This window comes from Litorilituus sediminis (assembly GCF_004295665.1).
GTDB classification, from domain to species: Bacteria; Pseudomonadota; Gammaproteobacteria; order Enterobacterales; family Alteromonadaceae; genus Colwellia; species Colwellia sediminis.
The window spans coordinates 3011891-3029419 of the sequence record NZ_CP034759.1 but is presented as its reverse complement, the minus strand read 5'-3'; the positions used below and the strand labels follow the sequence as shown (position 1 = coordinate 3029419).

At 39.9% G+C, this 17529-nt stretch carries 17 protein-coding genes; 10 read left to right on the top strand and 7 right to left on the bottom strand.

The features are described from left to right. Positions 1–16: 16 nt before the first annotated feature. Positions 17–2020 carry a M56 family metallopeptidase gene (locus EMK97_RS13455; RefSeq protein ID WP_130603014.1) on the top strand — a complete coding sequence of 668 codons (2004 nt, stop codon included), beginning with the start codon at positions 17–19 and terminating at the stop codon, positions 2018–2020. A 10-nt stretch (positions 2021–2030) separates the two neighbouring features. Here the strand turns inward: EMK97_RS13455 and EMK97_RS13450 are convergent, their stop codons facing one another. Beyond that, positions 2031–2522, bottom strand: coding sequence for a Spy/CpxP family protein refolding chaperone (locus tag EMK97_RS13450; RefSeq protein ID WP_130603012.1), 492 nt, complete (start codon positions 2520–2522; stop codon positions 2031–2033). A 169-nt stretch (positions 2523–2691) separates the two neighbouring features. On the opposite strand from EMK97_RS13450, the gene EMK97_RS13445 reads away from it, so the two are divergent. Genes EMK97_RS13445 through EMK97_RS13435 form a run of 3 tightly spaced genes read left to right on the top strand, consistent with a single transcriptional unit; the run spans position 2692 to position 5870 of the window. Continuing rightward, positions 2692–3402: a response regulator transcription factor gene (locus tag EMK97_RS13445; protein ID WP_130603010.1), complete on the top strand. Its 711-nt coding sequence runs from the start codon at positions 2692–2694 to the stop codon at positions 3400–3402. Beyond that, positions 3399–4832, top strand: a complete 1434-nt coding sequence (locus EMK97_RS13440) for an ATP-binding protein (RefSeq protein ID WP_130603008.1) — start codon at positions 3399–3401, stop codon at positions 4830–4832. The genes EMK97_RS13445 and EMK97_RS13440 overlap by 4 nt, the downstream gene beginning before the upstream one ends. Before the next feature lie 36 nt (positions 4833–4868). Then, complete coding sequence (locus EMK97_RS13435; RefSeq protein ID WP_130603006.1) at positions 4869–5870, top strand: alpha/beta fold hydrolase; 1002 nt, start codon at positions 4869–4871, stop codon at positions 5868–5870. A 36-nt stretch (positions 5871–5906) separates the two neighbouring features. Here EMK97_RS13435 and EMK97_RS13430 read toward each other — a convergent pair whose 3' ends face one another. Further along, positions 5907–6830, bottom strand: coding sequence for a cation diffusion facilitator family transporter (locus tag EMK97_RS13430; RefSeq protein WP_130603004.1), 924 nt, complete (start codon positions 6828–6830; stop codon positions 5907–5909). A gap of 461 nt (positions 6831–7291) precedes the next feature. On the opposite strand from EMK97_RS13430, the gene trmL reads away from it, so the two are divergent. Beyond that, the gene (gene trmL / locus EMK97_RS13425; RefSeq protein WP_130603002.1) at positions 7292–7756 is read left to right on the top strand and encodes a tRNA (uridine(34)/cytosine(34)/5-carboxymethylaminomethyluridine(34)-2'-O)-methyltransferase TrmL; all 465 of its coding nucleotides are present in this window, start codon (positions 7292–7294) and stop codon (positions 7754–7756) included. Between the two features lie 19 nt (positions 7757–7775). On the opposite strand, the gene gpsA is transcribed toward trmL, so the two are convergent. The 4 genes from gpsA to EMK97_RS13405 are packed head-to-tail and all read right to left on the bottom strand — an operon-like array spanning position 7776 to position 10060. After that, on the bottom strand, positions 7776–8780 hold the full coding sequence (gene gpsA / locus EMK97_RS13420; RefSeq protein WP_130603000.1) for an NAD(P)H-dependent glycerol-3-phosphate dehydrogenase: 1005 nt from the start codon (positions 8778–8780) through the stop codon (positions 7776–7778). A gap of 15 nt (positions 8781–8795) precedes the next feature. Next, positions 8796–9305 (bottom strand): protein-export chaperone SecB, encoded by a 510-nt coding sequence (gene secB, locus EMK97_RS13415; protein WP_130602998.1) that lies wholly within the window; start codon positions 9303–9305, stop codon positions 8796–8798. A gap of 32 nt (positions 9306–9337) precedes the next feature. Next, on the bottom strand, positions 9338–9607 hold the full coding sequence (grxC, locus tag EMK97_RS13410) for a glutaredoxin 3 (RefSeq protein ID WP_130602996.1): 270 nt from the start codon (positions 9605–9607) through the stop codon (positions 9338–9340). Positions 9608–9634: 27 nt separating this feature from the next. Next, a complete protein-coding gene (locus EMK97_RS13405; protein ID WP_130602994.1) occupies positions 9635–10060 on the bottom strand; it encodes a rhodanese-like domain-containing protein in 426 nt (141 codons plus the stop codon). A gap of 270 nt (positions 10061–10330) precedes the next feature. Here EMK97_RS13405 and gpmI point away from each other — a divergent pair, with 270 nt between their 5' ends. The 3 genes from gpmI to EMK97_RS13390 all read left to right on the top strand — a co-directional run bounded on the left by gpmI (position 10331) and on the right by EMK97_RS13390 (position 13958). Beyond that, positions 10331–11890: a 2,3-bisphosphoglycerate-independent phosphoglycerate mutase gene (gpmI, locus tag EMK97_RS13400; protein ID WP_130602992.1), complete on the top strand. Its 1560-nt coding sequence runs from the start codon at positions 10331–10333 to the stop codon at positions 11888–11890. A gap of 26 nt (positions 11891–11916) precedes the next feature. Next, positions 11917–13104, top strand: coding sequence for a murein hydrolase activator EnvC family protein (locus EMK97_RS13395; protein ID WP_130602990.1), 1188 nt, complete (start codon positions 11917–11919; stop codon positions 13102–13104). Between the two features lie 101 nt (positions 13105–13205). After that, positions 13206–13958 carry a divergent polysaccharide deacetylase family protein gene (locus EMK97_RS13390; RefSeq protein ID WP_246028788.1) on the top strand — a complete coding sequence of 251 codons (753 nt, stop codon included), beginning with the start codon at positions 13206–13208 and terminating at the stop codon, positions 13956–13958. Positions 13959–13983: 25 nt separating this feature from the next. Here EMK97_RS13390 and EMK97_RS13385 read toward each other — a convergent pair whose 3' ends face one another. After that, the gene (locus EMK97_RS13385; protein ID WP_130602986.1) at positions 13984–14748 is read right to left on the bottom strand and encodes a S1 family peptidase; all 765 of its coding nucleotides are present in this window, start codon (positions 14746–14748) and stop codon (positions 13984–13986) included. 214 nt (positions 14749–14962) lie between these two features. Between EMK97_RS13385 and EMK97_RS13380 the strand changes: the two genes are divergently transcribed. Next, the gene (locus EMK97_RS13380) at positions 14963–15787 is read left to right on the top strand and encodes a patatin-like phospholipase family protein (protein WP_130602984.1); all 825 of its coding nucleotides are present in this window, start codon (positions 14963–14965) and stop codon (positions 15785–15787) included. Positions 15788–15896: 109 nt separating this feature from the next. Further along, positions 15897–17513, top strand: coding sequence for an acyl-CoA ligase (AMP-forming), exosortase A system-associated (locus EMK97_RS13375; protein WP_130602982.1), 1617 nt, complete (start codon positions 15897–15899; stop codon positions 17511–17513). Positions 17514–17529 lie beyond the last annotated feature (16 nt).

Sequence of the window (17529 nt, the reverse complement as noted above, 5' to 3'; positions counted from 1 at the left end):
CTAGATACTGTTTTTTATGCTTGAGCAATTATTCACTAACCCCTACTTATATAGCTTAGCGCTAACGCTATTGCACTTTTTGTGGCAAGGCTCATTAGTGGCGCTCGCTCTTAAGTCGCTTTTAGTGGTAATTGATAAAAGCAAATCTCAACTAAGATATGCACTGGCTTCATTGGCTATGCTAGCTAACTTAGTTATCGCTAGCATTACCTTTTTTGTTGTTTTTCCAAGCGAAAAAATTTCTACTGCTGCGGCAAATAGTCATTTACCCTTAACCACCTTAGTAAATGAGCTACGCCAAGATAGTACCTTATTAAACTATCAAGAGTTACTACCTTCCATTTTAGCTTACTCGCTACCTTATATTGCCCTGCTATGGTTAGCTTCGGTATTCATTTTGGCAAGTAAATTAGTTATCGAAGTACACAGTGTTAATCGTTTACCAAAAAATGCCAAAGTGCTGCCTAGCGATGACCTGTTAGCGCGTTTTAACGAACTAGCAAAGCAAATTAATTTAACAAAAGCGCCTAAACTACTTATTTCATTGCATGTTGACGTACCTATGGCAATAGGTTGGTTAAAGCCTGTAGTGTTATTGCCAGCAAGTATGGTGACAGGCTTAAATTCAGCGCAGCTTGAAATGTTAATGCTGCACGAACTCGCACATATACGTAGACATGATTATTTAGTTAACTTTATTCAATCGATTATTGAGTTATTGTTTTTCTTTCATCCCGCAGTGAGTTGGGTTGCAAAACAAATGCGTAATGAACGTGAGTACTGTAGTGACGACATTGCCGTAAAACACTGTGGTGACCCCATTGCTTATGCTCACACATTAACAGATACCGCATCACTTTGCGCCAATAGACATCAACATACGATACCAAGCATGGCAATGGCTGCATCTGGCGGTGATCTTAAGCAACGTGTACTGCGTTTAGTCGATCACCACTGCGCCCCTAAAAACGATACAAGTAAATTTTTAGCGAGCATTACCATTGTCTTAACTCTGTTTATTATTGCCAGCCAGCAATTAATGCAACTCCCGCTGTCTACGCAGTGGGAAAACAGTCTTGATTGGTCATCAAACAATGCTAATTTCCAACACAATACAAATCAGCCAGTTCAATCACAGCAGCAACATAGCGCTGATTTAGCCAATGATTCAATTGCTCTGCAACTACTTAGCAAGCCAAGCGAAGCAAACAAAGAGTTAGAATCAAGCAATGAACAAGTTACCACAAAGCAAGCTAGCAATAAGTTAACTGACTCGATGGAAGCTGAAAAACTATCTTCATCTGTTGTTTCAGCGAACAAAGCGCCAGCTGTTGTACCTGCAAAGCTTGAACTGGCACCTGAAACATCAGTACCAGCTAAAGAGATTACCACCTCAACGCTAGTTAACACTAATACTCAGCAGCAAGAGCTAGCAGCTAAGCACAATATAATCACTGAAGATGCTGTCGCGGTTGAGCAAAATAAACCTGCCTTTATCAAGCAAAAAGCAAGTTCAACCGAGAAGTTAATTGCCACTAGCCAAGCTGAAATCGAACCTGTATTAAGCGCACAAAACAATGACATTGAAGTCAGTTTAAATAACAAATCAACCGGGTTTAGCAACCCATATCAAGCGCAATTAGATGAGTTAAGTCGTGAAAATACCACCTATATTGCCTCAAATTTAAACAATGTTGTTAAAGATATATACGCCCCCGTTAAAAGAAATACGGTCGCAGCCCCTGTAAGACTAGAAGCCAAACCAATCAAAATGGAAGACCCTATTTATCCTAGCTTAGCGAAAAGAAAGGGAATAGAAATAGAAGTTAAAGTTAACTTTACTATTGATGCCAATGGTAGAGTTAAAAATATTCAGTTTGCTTCACAAAACCGCGTAAACTACTTTAAAAATGCCATTCGCTCAGCTATGCGTAAATGGCGCTTTCTACCTGCAACTGTTGATAGCAAAGCGGTAGAAAGCCAAATGTCAAAAATATTCTCTTTTAGCTTACACGGCTAAATCGCCCTGCTTAACTACTTTTTTTAGCACGCTTTTGCTTTCTTTTTTCCATAAATGATTGCCATTGCTGTTTTTGCTCAGCGGTTAACACCTGATAAATGGCGTGTCTGGTTTTAGCCTTGGTTAATGCAGCTTGCGCTAGACTAGGTTGATAGGCGTTATACAGCGCAGTATAGGCATGCTCATCAAACACATCTGCTTGAGATAGTGTTTTCATTTCACTACGAAATTGTTTTAATGAGTCACGTAAAGCCTTATTTTGCTCTTTGGCAGCGAGTCTGATCGCTTTCATTTCTTGCTTTTGCGTATCAGTTAACTGTAGATGTCTAGCCATTTTCTTAAATACACTTTTACCTTTAAAAAACTCGCTTTCATAACTGGCAATATGCCTGTCGTTGCCCCCTCGAAAGTCTCCGTCAGCCATTGAACTAGCTGAAAACACTAGAGCTAAACAGAAGCTTGTTGCAATCATTACTGGTTTTACTACATTGAGATTATTCATAACCTTTCCTCACGAAATTAATAACGATATCCAGTATAGAAAAATCAATGCAAAGAAGTGCAAAGCCAATGTAAAGATTGAGTAAATTTACAATTAAAGCCAGCGTTTTATTTAGCAACAGTTTACAATGCCACTAATACCAAGTGAAATAATTATACGCGAGGTACCTATGAGCGATAAACGTATTTTACTGATTGATGATGACCACGACTTAGCCGATTTGTTAAGTGCTTATTTATCTGCAAATCACTTCACGGTCGATTGCTGTTTTGACGGCCAGTCGGGGCTTAAAAAAGCCTTTTCCCATGAATACGATCTTATCTTACTTGATGTTATGATGCCCAAGCTAAACGGCTTTGAGGTACTTAAAGCACTTGGTAGTCAGTTTAAGACTCCGGTATTGATGCTAACAGCAAAAGGGGATAATAATGATCGTGTTTTAGGGCTAGAATTAGGTGCTGACGATTACTTAGCCAAACCATTTCACCATCAAGAACTGCTAGCTCGCATCAATGCCATTCTAAGACGTATTGCCATCACCAAAGAACACCAAGGCGAGCAAACGCAAGAGCAACTTTTACAAGCAAACGGCATAGTCCTAAACCATGCAACTAGGCAGGTAACTTGCCAAGAAAACTTACTAGAACTAACCAGTACAGAATATCACGTGCTCACACTACTTATGCAACAACAAGGCAATATTGTCAGTAAAGAAGTGCTTTCTGAACAAGTGTTAGGACGAAAGTTAGCCATGTTTGATCGCAGTATTGATGTACATGTAAGCAACATTAGACGAAAAATTTTACCTTTTAGCCAAGAAGAAAAAATCAAAACCGTCAGAGGCGCTGGCTATATTTTCCTCCCTGGAGAAAGCCAGTGAGTGCAAATAAAATAATCAAAGCCCTATCCTCTTTTAATATCAAACTTTTCTTTTGGTTTTGGTTAGTTGCGCTTATTTCTATCTTTGGCACGCGTTATATATCACAACAAATCCTTTTTAATAGCAATGCAGCCATTACAGCCAAAAGCGTCCACACAGGTGATTTAAAGCAGCTGACTAGGTTAGAAAGAGTTATCAGACAAGCTAAGGTGAAATCTATTGATGCACTCTTCTCTTTGCCAATAGAGCGACACACTAAATACAATATTTGGCTAAAAAAGGTAAATGACTCAAATATTGAAAGTTATCAACCAGTGCCTGATAAACCAATGCGCGCGATTAAGAACTACATACTCAGCAATGGTAACAATGTGGCAATTGAAACCACGCTGTTTGCGCATACCCGCTTAACTGGCCCTATCAATGTCAGCTTAAACAAAACTGATTACCAAATTTATGTTTCGAAAAAAGCCCCCAGAGGACACTTTCGTAAATTTGTTCAGCGCTTACCTAGATGGGCAGCCATCATCATTCCCTTGTCTATCAGCTTCTTTTTATGCTGGTTACTTGCTCGCTCTATCAGTAAACCAATAGCGAAAATAAAACAAGCAACAACGTCTATAGCCAAAGGTGAGCTTTCTACCCGGGTCACAGGACTTGAAAAACGTAATGATGAGCTAGGTGAACTGGCTGCTAGTTTTAACCAAATGACCAGCAAGTTAGAGCAAAATGTCGGAGCTCAACAAAGGTTACTCGGTGATGTATCCCACGAACTTCGTTCACCATTAACACGCTTACAAATGGCCTTAGCACTAGCACAGCAAGCAGAATCTGATAATAAAGTTCGCGATGGCTATTTTGAGCGCTGTCAGTTAGAAATAAGCCGCTTAGATCAAATGATTGCTGATGTGTTAGCCTTGTCACGTATGGAAAATACCGTACAAACGCTGCAAATAGAAAACTTTAATTTAGTCGCTTTAATCAACAATATTATCGCTGATGAACAGTTTATCGCTAACCAAAAGCGCATTAAATTGCGCTTGCATGCGCCAAAAAATATTAATATCAGTGCAGACTCCGGCTTATTATCAAGCGCGATAAGTAACTTATTATCTAACGCCATTAAATACAGCGATGAAGACAGCACAATAGACATAAAGCTGGTTGCAAATAAAGATACTGTATTAATATCAGTGAGCGATTCTGGGTGTGGCGTACCACAAGAATCTATCGAGCAGCTGTTTAATGCCTTTTATCGCGTGAATGAAGCAAGAGATAGAAATACCGGCGGCATTGGTCTTGGCCTAGCCATAGCCAAACAAGCTATTATTGCCCATCAGGGTAAAATTTATGCTAAAAACAATCTTGACCCGCAGTCAAATGTCACTGGCCTTACCGTAACTATTGAACTTCCACTGAAAGCCATTTAAAGTTAATTGAATTAACCAGTTAGACAGGAAGACAAGATGCCAAACAACAGGCAATTTACCACTGAGCAACAGCTTACTGAACGCTTGGCAAATGAAATTGCACTTTTTTGGCAGCAAGGACACTTTAATCACTTCCATGGTGAAAATGGCGTAGATATTCATTATGGCTACTTCACTCAGCAACAAACTCGGCCAAATTTAATTATAGTGCCTGGGCGCTGCGAGGCTTATTTAAAGTATAAAGAGCTCTGTTACGATCTATTCCAACAAGGCTTTAATATCTTTATCTTAGATCACCGAGGTCAAGGTTTATCAGGGCGTATGCTTGATAACTGGCAAAAAGGTTATGTAGATGATTTTCAAAACTATGTATTAGATTTAGATAACTTCATTGAGAATATCGTTAAAATACAAAGCCCTCAGGATAACTATATACTCGCCCACTCTATGGGTGGCGCTATCGCGACCAGATATTTACAATACCGAGCAGATAGCATTAAAGCCGCTGTATTAGCTTCACCTATGCTAGGGTTTAATGTTGGTAAGGTGCCAGAAAAACTTGCGGAAAACCTGATAAATCAAGCAGAAAAGCTAAATCAGTGGCTAGGCGCTAAACCTTGGTATTTTTTAGGGCATAAAAACTTTATTGCCACGCCTTTTAAAGATAACTTGTTAAGTCACTCACAAGTTCGTTATCAAAGCTATCTCGATTTATATCAACAAGAAAAGCACCTGCAACTCGGTGGTGTTACGGTAAAATGGCTAGTTGAAAGTGTTAAAGCACAAGAGCTTATTTTTCAACAACTCGCCGCAATTACTACGCCAGTACTCGTGCTCCAAGCCAGTAAAGATATTATTATTAAAAACCAAGCACAAGATGAGTTTTGCCAGCAACTAAATCAAATCAATGCTGATTCTTGTCCTGATGGCAAAGCTATGGTCATTGATGGTGCATATCATGAGTTGTTTTTTGAAATAGATAGCTATAGAAACCTAGCGCTTAATCACACCCTAGATTGGATTGAAAAACACCAGTAGCACTAATCTAAGCTCAGCTTTACTCAGCCTGTATTTCTAGCTGTTATATTCTTGCTCAGCATGCCCTTTACGCACAACAGAGCTTGGGTCATGATGAATAAATACTTCGCACGGGGCAAGATCATGGCAAATTTGTTCTTCTATTTCATCACCAATACGGTGTGCTTCAAATAAAGATAAATCATCATCAAGTTCCAGATGAAACTGAATAAAACGTTGCGCTCCAGATTGTCGCGTTCTTAACTCATGCAAGCCTTTAGCATATTGGTGAGACAAGACAATAGCAGTAATTTTTTCAAGCTCTGCTTCGTCTAAGCCCCTATCCATCAGTTGGTTAACACTTTGATAGATAATTTGCCCTGCACCAAATAATAAATAGAGCGCCACAGCTATGGTAAATGCGCCATCAGCGTATATCCAAATACTCTGACTTAAGATAATAGCCGCCAGCACACCTAAATTAAGCAATAAATCAGATTGATAATGTAATGCATCACCACTGATGATAATGGAGCCCGTTTTTTCAATAACAAAGCGCTGAAAAACAACAAGTGCCAGCGTTAAGATAATAGCAATCACAGTCACCCAAATAGCAACTTCGCTGTGTATTATAATTTGCGGGTTAACTAACCTTGAAATACCACTAAAAATCAAAATAATAGCAGAGCCTGAAACAAAAGCTGCCTGCACTAACCCGGCTAAGCTCTCCGCTTTACCATGACCAAAACTATGCTCTTTATCAGCAGGGGCTAAGGCAAAGCGCAAAATAATAACATTCATCAAAGAGGCGAATAAATCCAGTAAAGAATCAGTGGTTGACGCTAGCATGGCACTAGAGTCTGTTTTTAACCAAGCATAAAGCTTAATAACAACTAAGGTTAACGCTATGCTCGTAGATACAATTGCTGCTAACCTGACCCAAAAAGCATAATCATCATTTGAGATTTTATTGTTTGCCATTGCTTCGTCCTAGTCCCTGTTCAATTCATATCACTGAGATATAAAACTCATTATTAATCATATTAGTATAGAGGAAAATCACTGGCTATGTATCGTCAAATGAAGGCGCTTCGCCAAGCTAACTTTCTCTTATGCTGCTCGCATATTTATCGCGCTAGGGTACCATACCAATTGAATTAACTATTTGCTCATTCAGCGAGAGTTAAAAGGCTTATAGGCAAGGCATTGATTGCAGAGAATGGTTATTCCCTTGTCAAAATCAATAACACAGCATATAAGCCTTTTAAACTCGCCCTTGGGAGCTTGTCAGTAAGATGATAATTTTACAAATTTCTTGGCTGTAGAATGACTACAGCGGCATCAATTTGCTTTATTCTCACCTCCCTGACATAGCTCTGAACTGTTCAAATAATTATTTCACTTGGTATAATAGTGGCAAACTTTCAACCAGCACATTGCTTATGCTTGACGTAGTCCTGTTTCAACCTCAAATACCACCCAATACTGGTAACATTATTCGCTTATGCGCAAACTCTGGCTTTAGATTACACCTAATTGAACCATTAGGCTTTGATTTAGATGATAAAAAGTTAAAAAGAGCCGGATTAGATTACCATGAATTTGCCGCAGTAAAGCGCCATAAAGATTACACCGCCTTTGTAAAATCAGAGCAACCAAAGCGTGTGCTGGCAATTACCACCAAGGCAACAAATTATTATGGTGATGTTAAATTCAGCCAAGGTGATTATTTATTATTTGGCTCAGAAACCAGTGGTTTGCCTGAAGAGGTACGTGCGCAAATTCCTGATGAAGATAAAATAAGAATTCCTATGCTTGAAGGGAGTCGAAGCATGAACTTATCAAATGCCACCGCAGTTATTGTCTATGATGCTTGGCGACAATTAGGCTTTGTAAACGCAGTTTAAATAATAAATAACAAGGCAGTTATTCGTATTTTTTATCACGAGATAATAAATCGGCAGCTGCCAATTTGGCACTTTTAGCACAGTAAAGCACTTGATAAACCTGTTCTATTATTGGCATTTCAACATGGTTGCGCTGTGCTAGCATATATACTTCTTTAGTGTTTCGATAACCTTCAACCACTTGGCCGATATCAGCCATCGCTTGCTCAACCTCAATACCTTGCCCTAAAGCTAAACCAAAACGTCGATTTCTCGATTGATTATCTGTACAGGTTAAAACCAGATCTCCTAATCCAGCCATGCCCATAAAGGTTGCTGGCTGAGCATCGAGTGCCATACCTAACCGAGTCATTTCAGCTAAACCACGTGTGATCAATGCCGTTCGCGCATTAGCACCAAAGCCAATACCATCAGCAATACCTGCCGCAATCGCGATAACATTTTTAACCGCACCGCCTAATTGCACGCCAATAAAATCTTTATTGGAGTAAACACGAAAACGCTTTTCACAATGGAGTAAATCAGAAAGCTCAGCAACAAAGTTATCATCGGTTGAAGACAAGGAAATTGCGGTTGGCAACCCTGCAGCCATCTCTTTAGCAAAGGTTGGCCCAGAAAGCACGGCTAAAGAAACCTTTTCTCCTAACACTTTGCGAGCAACGGTTTGCAATAAATCACCGCTATCAGGATCTAAACCTTTAGTTGCCCAAGCAATCTTAGCTTCAGCCTTAAGCATAGGCTTAATTTGCTTTAACATATCACCAAAGGCATGACTTGGTACAACAATCAACACCTTATCGCTGGCAGATACAGCCTGCTTTAAATCTTGGCTTAGCGATAATTGCTCAGGAAAGGGGCAACCAGGTAAATACTTGCTATTTTCCCGTTCAGCAACCATATCTTGCACATGATTGCTATCTCTACCCCAAAGTAAGGTTTCATGACCATTTCTTGCTAAACAAATAGCTAACGCGGTGCCATAAGAGCCCGCACCCAGTACGGTAATTTGTGCAGAAATCGTCATGAAAAACCTATTATATTAGTGCGTTTCTGAGCTTTCAGGCATATTTGCTTGCGCCTGTGCTTGTGCCGCTTGTTGTTGTACGTATGATGCGTATAAACCTTCAAAGTTTACTGGCGCTAAGTTAATTTGTGGGAATGAACCACGGTTAACTAAGCTAGCCACAGTTTCACGCGCATATGGGAATAATGTTGTCGGACAGAAAGCGCCAATAGTGTGCGCTAATTGTGCTTCAGGAAGATTACCAATGGTGAAAATACCTGCTTGTTGTACTTCAGCTAAAAAGGCTGTTTGACCTTCAACTGTTGCCGTTACTGTCACAGACAATACTACTTCATACGTGTCTTCAGCTAACTTAGTAGAACGAGTATCTAAATCTAACTTAACTTCTGGCTGCCAGTCTTTTTGAAAAATGGCTGGTGAATTAGGCGTTTCAAAAGAAACATCTTTTGTGTATACACGTTGAATAGCAAATTGTGGTGCAGATTCTTGTGCTGCGCCTTGTTCTGTTTGGTTTTCTTCAGCCATTATGGCCTCCTATCATGTTAAATTTTTTCAGCTCAAGCGGTTGCTTGCTCTGACAATAAAGAGTCAAGCTGCTGCGCCATTTCTAGTTCTACGAGTTGGTCGCAACCGCCAATGTGTTTATCATTAATAAAAATTTGTGGCACAGTATAACCGCCTTGACTACGGGAAATCATGACATCGCGCAACTGTGCATCAAAATCTATTTTGATTTCTTGGTACGCAACTGATTTTTGCTCTAGCAATGCCTTGGCACGAATACAATATGGGCAATATGCCTTAGTATAAATTTCTACTTTAGCCATGTCTGTTACCTGTTAATTAAACTGCTATTATTTCTTTACAGGTAAGCCTGCGCCTTGCCAAGCATTCATGCCACCTTTAAGAATGCTTACCTTAGCAAAACCTGCTTTATGTAAATCATTAGCTACTTTGCTGGCAGTAATGCCAGCAGCACACACTACAATGATGGGATTGTCTTTATGCTTTTCAAGGCTAGTGAAGCCATTTTCTGTGATTTTCTCGTTAGGCAAGTTTATCGCATCTAATATGTGGCTAGCTTTATATTCCTTATCTGAACGAATATCTACAGCAACACCTTGCTCTCTATTCATCAAGAAAGTTAAGTCTTGCGGGCTGATTTGTTTCACCGGCGACAGCTTGATTTTAACTGTAGTTACAATAATCATCACAACAAGTGCAACCCATACAGCACTTAATACGGCATTTTCGCCAGCAAAGGTAATAAATTGTTCCATAAATAAAGACCACTTCTTCTTGGATTTTTGAATCGGCACATTATACCCAAGTATCACACAAATGCGAGTTTAACCCCCAAGCAAAGCCACTAAGCTAAAATTCCGTATTTTTATTGATAATTTCTAGTCATAACCAAAGCAAGCAACAACAAGCTTCGCGCACTGTAGAAGTAGCCTTGAAACATTTCTTTGATGAATAAGCTAAAGCGAGCGTGTACAATAACGCCACTTTTCTTAAAAACTCATATTGAAACATAACAGGAACGACAAATGGCGAACAAAAAATCTATGGTGCTATTAATTTTAGATGGTTGGGGCTACAGGGAAGACAGTACAGCTAATGCTATTTATAAAGCGAACACGCCAGTTTTAGATAAGCTAACTGCCAAATATCCTAATATGTTAATCAATACCTCGGGCATGGCCGTAGGCTTACCCGAAGGACAAATGGGTAATTCTGAAGTAGGCCATGTTAATTTAGGAGCCGGTCGTATTGTTTATCAAGACTTTACTCGCATCACTAAAGCGATTGAGGATAACAGCTTTTTTGAAAATAAAGCCCTTTGCAACGCGGTAGAAAAAGCAGCAGCAAATCAAGGCGCGGTACATATTTTTGGTTTGTTATCACCTGGTGGTGTACACAGCCATGAAGATCATCTATTTGCCATGATAGACCTAGCCAAACAGCAAGGCGCTAAAAAGATTTATTTGCATGCCTTTTTAGATGGCCGCGATACACCACCACGTAGCGCTAAAGCATCACTAGAAAAAGCGCAAGCAAAACTTAACGCTGTATTTGCCGATGAAAGCCAAGGCGAAGCGCAAATTGCATCAGTTATTGGTCGCTACTATGCCATGGATAGAGATCAACGTTGGGAACGCGTTGAAGCAGCCTATAATTTAATGGTGTCTGGTGAAGCAGAATTTAACTACGACAATGCAGTTTCGGCATTAGAAGCAGCCTATCAACGCGATGAAAATGATGAATTTGTTAAAGCAAGTGCTATTACGAATGCACAAGGCGAAACCATTAAAGTCAATGACGGTGACGCTTTAGTTTTCATGAATTTTAGAGCCGATCGCGCCAGACAGTTTACCCGTTGCTTTACCGAAGCAAACTTTGATGGTTTTCAACGTAAGCAAACACCAAAACTTGCTGACTTTGTTATGTTAACGCAATATTCAGCAGATATTGAGACAAGCTGCGCATTTGCGCCAGAAGAGCTAAACAATGTCATGGGTGAATGGCTAGCTAAACATAACAAAAGCCAATTACGTATTTCAGAAACTGAAAAATATGCTCACGTTACTTTCTTCTTTAGCGGTGGTAAGGAAGATACTTTTGCAGGTGAAGAGCGTATCTTAGTGCCCTCACCTGATGTAGCCACTTATGACTTACAGCCAGAAATGAATTCGACTTTGCTCACGGATAAATTAGTTGCCGCTATTGAAAGTGGCAAATATGATTTTATTGTCTGTAACTACCCTAATGGTGATATGGTTGGTCACACAGGTGATTTTGAAGCCGCAGTCAAAGCATGTGAAGCAGTAGATAGCTCGATTGGCAGAGTTGTGGCAGCATTAGAGAAAGTTGGTGGCGAATGTTTGATCACAGCTGATCACGGTAATGCCGAACAAATGCTTGATGAAACTTCCGGACAAGCTCATACTGCTCATACATGTGAGCCTGTACCGCTAATTTATGTAGGTCGAGATGCACAAGCTGCAACAACGGGTACCTTAAGTGATATTTCACCAACCTTGTTGCATCTTATGGGGTTAGAGCAACCTGCAGAAATGACCGGCTCAACATTAATGACGATTAAATAATAACAATACTAAGAGCTCGTTAATTTATGACTTTATTTAGCTGTAAGCCTTTATCACGCAGCTTTAATTTGTTCACCGTATGCAGCATTTTACTATGCTGCATACTGCTGAATTTTTCGCAAGCGCTTGCCCAACAAGTAAGCGCAAATGAAAAGGCACAACAAGAGAATAAAGCTAAACTAAGCGACGTTCAAAAAGCCATTGCTAAGCAAGAAAGCAACATCTTCAATACCAACAAAGCCAGAGCCAAATTAGAAAAGCAATTAAAGCAAGATGATTTAGCCATTGCCAAAGTAGCTAGAGCCATAGTTGAAATTGAAAAAAAACAAAAGGCAAGCACAGAGCAAATCAAGCAATTAGGCAAAAAGAAACAAAAACTTACCAAGCAAAAGCAACAGCAAGAACAACTCCTCGCGAAGCAACTACGCTCAGCTTATAGCACAGGTCAGCACGACTATCTAAAATTACTGTTAAACCAAGAGCAAAGCGAAAAAGTACAACGCACAGTCACTTATTACCAATACCTCAATAAAGCACGCATTGAGGAAATTGACAAGTTTCAGGCTACTATCGCAGAGCTTTTGCAAATTACCAGCCAGCACCAAGAGCAAATAGAGCAACTTGAGCAGTTAAAACTTGAACAAAATACTCAAGAGCAAAAACTTAAGAGCACTAAGGCTAAACGTAGTAAAACCTTAGCTAGCTTAGGTAAAAAGTTACTATCTAGTCAGCAGCAGTTAGCCAAGCTTAAAGCGGAAGAAAACAACTTAAACCAAGCTTTACAAAAGCTTACTGCGCTTATTCAAGCAGAAATCAGCTTAACAGGCTTAAGCAAGCTTAAAAATAAACTCTCTTGGCCAGTAAAAGGACGCATCACCAATCGCTTTGGTACACGTAAGCAAGGTTACCTAAAATGGAAAGGTGTTATGATGTCTGCGCCCCTTGGCAGACAAGTTCACACCATCCACAATGGTACGGTATTATTTTCTGATTGGTTAAAGGGTTATGGTTTACTTACTGTGGTTGATCATGGCAATGGCTATATGAGTCTCTATGCTCATAATCAAACGTTATTAAAGTCAGTAGGTGATAGAGTAGAAACTGGCGAGCCAATTGCCTTAGTTGGACAAAGTGGTGGTCAATCACAATCAGGGCTATATTTTGAAATTCGCCACCGGGGTAAAGCTGTTAACCCAAAACATTGGTGTAAATAAACAATAGACAGCAAGCTATGTTTAGAACTTAAGGCATTCATTTTTAACAAATGCTATGCTTATTATTTATCTCATTATTTTATATAAGAAAAATTATTATCGTGCCTAATTATATTTTCTCATTCGTATTCACTGGTATTTTTTCTATCAGTTGTGTCCATGCCGCCTCTAAAGTAGCCATAGTTATTGATGATATGGGCTATCGTTACACAGATAAACATGCCCTTAAGCTGCCAGGAGAGATCACTTACTCGATTCTACCGCATACCACCTATGGTAAAAAACTGGCGTTAAAAGCCAATGCCCAGCAAAAAGAGGTACTCTTGCATATTCCCATGGAAGCAGAGAATAAAAAGCGCCTGGGCCCTGGTGCTTTAACAAGTGAGATGAATGCCCAACAAATCGAGCAAAGCTTAGCGGCATCATTTGCCGAAATTCCTTTTGCTATCGGTATCAATAACCACATGGGTAGCCACTTAACTCAGCAATATCAAGCCATGGCATGGACGATGAGCTACTTAAAAGAACACCAATTGATATTTTTAGATAGTAAAACCAGCCCAAACTCGCAAGCGGAACAAGCGGCTATAGATTTAGGTGTTCCTGTACAGTCTCGCCATGTATTTTTAGATAACCATTTAGATAGCCAATACATTGCTAAACAATTTCAACAGCTAATTAGGCACGCACAAAAGCATCACCTAGCCATTGCTATTGCTCATCCGCACCCTGAAACAGTTGCCAGCTTAACGTCATTAATACCTACCTTAGCAGAGCACGATATTGAGCTAGTACCACTGTCTACGCTTTATGAAAAAAGCAGCATTCATACCGCAAGCTTAGCAAGTGACTAACCCTAACTAGCAAGCAAGTAAAATACTAAAAACTAATATTATTTTCTCGCAATAATTGTCGTAAGTACTTGACCGGTATTGCATAAGTAATACCACTGGGTTTACTGATAACGGCTTCTTTGGTTTCCTGAACAAACACTTTGTTAATAACGCCTAGCACTTGTCCAGAATTAACATCGTACATTGCACTGCCGCTATTGCCGGGGTAAGCAGTTGCATCTAGTTGATAGACCAAATAAGGGTTACGCATATTTTTCAGCATTTTTAAACTGATTTGCTCAGCAGATACTGCAGGCACTACCGTAGGGGTAACGCTAGCAATAATTCCTCGATGAGTGACCGGATAAAGCCCTAACACAGCCCCAATGGGAAAGCCCGTAAAAGCAATATAACTTCCATCAGCAATAAAGTCATCGCCCGCTAATTTAAGTGCCGGTAACGGCGAACCAGCTAATTTTAAAACAGCGAGATCATATCGCTTTGACGTTGCCACAATACTCGCTTGCCTGACCTTGGCAGATTTTCCTGAGCCAACAAACACCGCCATTTTTTGTAATAATGATGGATCTAGCTCTTCGGGTAAGACATGCGCATTAGTTACCACATATTGACCATTGCCAATAACAAAACCAGTACCACGTAGAATATTTTGCGGCCTGCTCGTTGGGGTGTGCACACCGATACCAACAACCGAAGGTTTAACTTTAGCAACCACATCACTTAGCTGCGCTTGAGCCGTCGCAGCAAACACCAGTAAAAGTATCGTTATAAAGCGGTTAAAAGCTGTCATCTTCGTTCCTTATCAAGAGCATAACTAAGCTCTCACACTAACCAATTGAATTAATTTACCTTAGCTGTTTCGCAAAATAAGCAATTTTGTCCATACTTAATAGCAATACATGCTTTGCGCTTACTGCTCAAGTTTACAAAGCAGCTAAGCATAGCGCAAAAAATAATAATACATTTTTCTATAACCAACTGAGTGCTTAATTTAGGGGGAGGATATGACAAGATCTATTGTGCCTATTTTCGCCGGCGGCGGTACACGTTTACCCGCTCACCTAGGAGTGCTTAAAGCGTTAGAGTTACTTAATATTAACTTTGACCACTTAGTAGGTGTTTCCGGTGGCAGCATTATAGCCAGTTTTTTTGCCTCAGGTATGCCGCTAAATGAAATAAAAGCCATAGCATTAAAAACCAACTACCATCAGTTTAGAGAGTTCTCATTACTCAAACTTATTCGCCACGGCGGTTTAAGCTCAGGCGATGAATTTGAACGTTGGGTTGATAAGCACTTAGAAGGAAAAACCTTCGCTGAGCTAAACCACAAACTGCACATAGTCGCCACTGACGTAACCCATGGTAAACCAGTGATCTTTGATGTTGAACGCACGCCAGACATGAAGGTTTCACAAGCGGTGCGCTTCTCTATGTCAATTCCACTTGTTTTTAGCTTTAAGCCCTTTGGCAATAGTATTATGGTAGATGGCAGTATTCTGTCTGAAGATGCCTTACATCGAGATTGGGATCATCATGGCACCCCCGTTTTATGTTTCCGCCTACGTGGCGAGCATGAATACGATCAATTAAATGTTAACGGATTCTTTCCGATTTTTAATTATGTCACCTTACTAATTCGCACTTTTATGACGACCATTTCGCGTGAATATATCAACGATAGCTTCTGGCATAACACCATAGTGATTAATATTGGCGAGTACTCAGCCGTTGACTTTAAAATGACGAAAGAGCAAAAGCACGAACTCTACAAAATTGGCTTTCAAACAGCAATGGAAGTGATCCCAATAAAAATCTCGAATCAAAGTTAAAAAAACCAAGTAAATTAACGAGTAATGTTTAATCTTCCTTGCTTCAAAGTAAGGTTACTTGCCATAATAGCGCTTGATAACTTTGCTAATACCAATGTCAGGATGATTCATGCTTAGCTGTGTTCACGACTTGCTCATACAAAGCGCCTTACAAAGGCCTAATGCAGTTGCTGTACAAATAAAAGATGCTGCAATTAATTATCAAGATTTACAGCAACAAACTTACACTGTAGCGAAAGGCTTTCTTGCTTTGGGGCTAAAAGCTGATGAGCGAGTGGCTATTTATTTACCTAAAGTTGTTGAAAATATTCAAGCATTACTAGCCTGCTCATACACGCATAGTATTTTTGTCCCCATTAACCCAGTACTGAAATCACCACAAGTACAGCATATTGTTGATGACTGCCAAGTCAAAATCATCATTACCAATAAAGCTAGATTACAGGCAATTAAATCATTGTTAGCAAAAAACTCTAGCCTAGAAGTTATCCTAGTAACAGACGCTAACGAAGAAGAGCTGCAGGCATTTACCCAAACTAATGCCATTAAGCAAAGGCTGTTAACTTGGCAAGCACTCTTAATACTAGCCAATGAAACTGGTCATGCAATAAAGACAAATAGTGCCAGCAGCAAAGATACTGCGGCTATTTTATATACCTCTGGCAGCACCGGCAAAGCCAAAGGGGTTATGCTCAGTCATCACAACCTAGTGCTTGGTGCTCAGTCGGTTGCCCAATACTTATCTTTAACAGAGCAAGATAAAATACTGACAGTATTACCCTTAAGCTTCGATTATGGTTTAAATCAGCTACTTTCATGTTTGCTCGTTGGTGGACAATGCATCTTATTAGATTATCTATTAGCAAATGATGTCATCAAAGCCATTAACAAACACCAAATCACCGGTTTAGCTGCAGTTCCACCATTATGGTCGCAACTAGCTAAAGCTCGCTGGTTAGATGCCAGCTCAGTTCGCTATTTTACTAACTCAGGCGGCGTGCTTAACACCTCAGTGCTAGAGCAATTGCGCAAGGTTATGCCCAATGCTGAGCCTTATTTAATGTATGGTTTAACAGAAGCATTTCGCTCAACCTACCTAGCACCTAACATGCTAGATAAAAAGCAGGGCTCTATGGGCAAGGCAATCCCCCATGCCAAAGTGCTGGTACTAAGAAACGATGGCAGTGAGTGTGATGACGACGAAGTAGGTGAATTAGTGCATTTAGGCCCCTTAGTTAGCCAAGGCTACTGGCAAGATAGCGCAAAAACAGATGCCAAATTTAAACCGGTTGCTAAACACCTTTGCCAAGAATTTTTATGCAACAAAGCAGTTTTTTCAGGTGACTTGGTCAAGCGCGATAGTGACGGCTATCTATACTTTGTCTCTAGAGCAGATGAAATGATCAAATCATCAGGCTATCGTATTAGTCCAACAGAGATTGAAGAGCAACTAAGCCAAGCAGAATATATTAATGAGCTGGTCGCGTTTGGCGTACCTGATGAAGAGCTTGGTCAAGCCATTATGGTTGTTGCCAGTAGCACAGTTCAAGAAAAAGCCAAAACAGAATTACAAGAAGCGCTGTTAAAGCAAGCAAAAATAAGCTTACCTAACTATATGCTGCCAAAAGAAATTATCATTCTGGATGAATTACCCAAAAATGCTAATGGCAAAATTGATCGCAGCAAATTAAAGCAAGGCTATTACAGCCAATACACACATTCTTGATGATATTTGTCTAACC

Bases quoted from the DNA above. Each gene is read 5' to 3' on its own strand.
- EMK97_RS13455 (WP_130603014.1), top strand. From the start codon at position 17: ATGCTTGAGCAATTATTCACTAACCCCTACTTATATAGCTTAGCGCTA.
- EMK97_RS13450 (WP_130603012.1), bottom strand. From the start codon at position 2,522: ATGAATAATCTCAATGTAGTAAAACCAGTAATGATTGCAACAAGCTTC.
- EMK97_RS13445 (WP_130603010.1), top strand. From the start codon at position 2,692: ATGAGCGATAAACGTATTTTACTGATTGATGATGACCACGACTTAGCC.
- EMK97_RS13435 (WP_130603006.1), top strand. From the start codon at position 4,869: ATGCCAAACAACAGGCAATTTACCACTGAGCAACAGCTTACTGAACGC.
- EMK97_RS13430 (WP_130603004.1), bottom strand. From the start codon at position 6,830: ATGGCAAACAATAAAATCTCAAATGATGATTATGCTTTTTGGGTCAGG.
- trmL (WP_130603002.1), top strand. From the start codon at position 7,292: ATGCTTGACGTAGTCCTGTTTCAACCTCAAATACCACCCAATACTGGT.
- gpsA (WP_130603000.1), bottom strand. From the start codon at position 8,780: ATGACGATTTCTGCACAAATTACCGTACTGGGTGCGGGCTCTTATGGC.
- secB (WP_130602998.1), bottom strand. From the start codon at position 9,305: ATGGCTGAAGAAAACCAAACAGAACAAGGCGCAGCACAAGAATCTGCA.
- grxC (WP_130602996.1), bottom strand. From the start codon at position 9,607: ATGGCTAAAGTAGAAATTTATACTAAGGCATATTGCCCATATTGTATT.
- EMK97_RS13405 (WP_130602994.1), bottom strand. From the start codon at position 10,060: ATGGAACAATTTATTACCTTTGCTGGCGAAAATGCCGTATTAAGTGCT.
- gpmI (WP_130602992.1), top strand. From the start codon at position 10,331: ATGGCGAACAAAAAATCTATGGTGCTATTAATTTTAGATGGTTGGGGC.
- EMK97_RS13395 (WP_130602990.1), top strand. From the start codon at position 11,917: ATGACTTTATTTAGCTGTAAGCCTTTATCACGCAGCTTTAATTTGTTC.
- EMK97_RS13385 (WP_130602986.1), bottom strand. From the start codon at position 14,748: ATGACAGCTTTTAACCGCTTTATAACGATACTTTTACTGGTGTTTGCT.
- EMK97_RS13380 (WP_130602984.1), top strand. From the start codon at position 14,963: ATGACAAGATCTATTGTGCCTATTTTCGCCGGCGGCGGTACACGTTTA.
- EMK97_RS13375 (WP_130602982.1), top strand. From the start codon at position 15,897: ATGCTTAGCTGTGTTCACGACTTGCTCATACAAAGCGCCTTACAAAGG.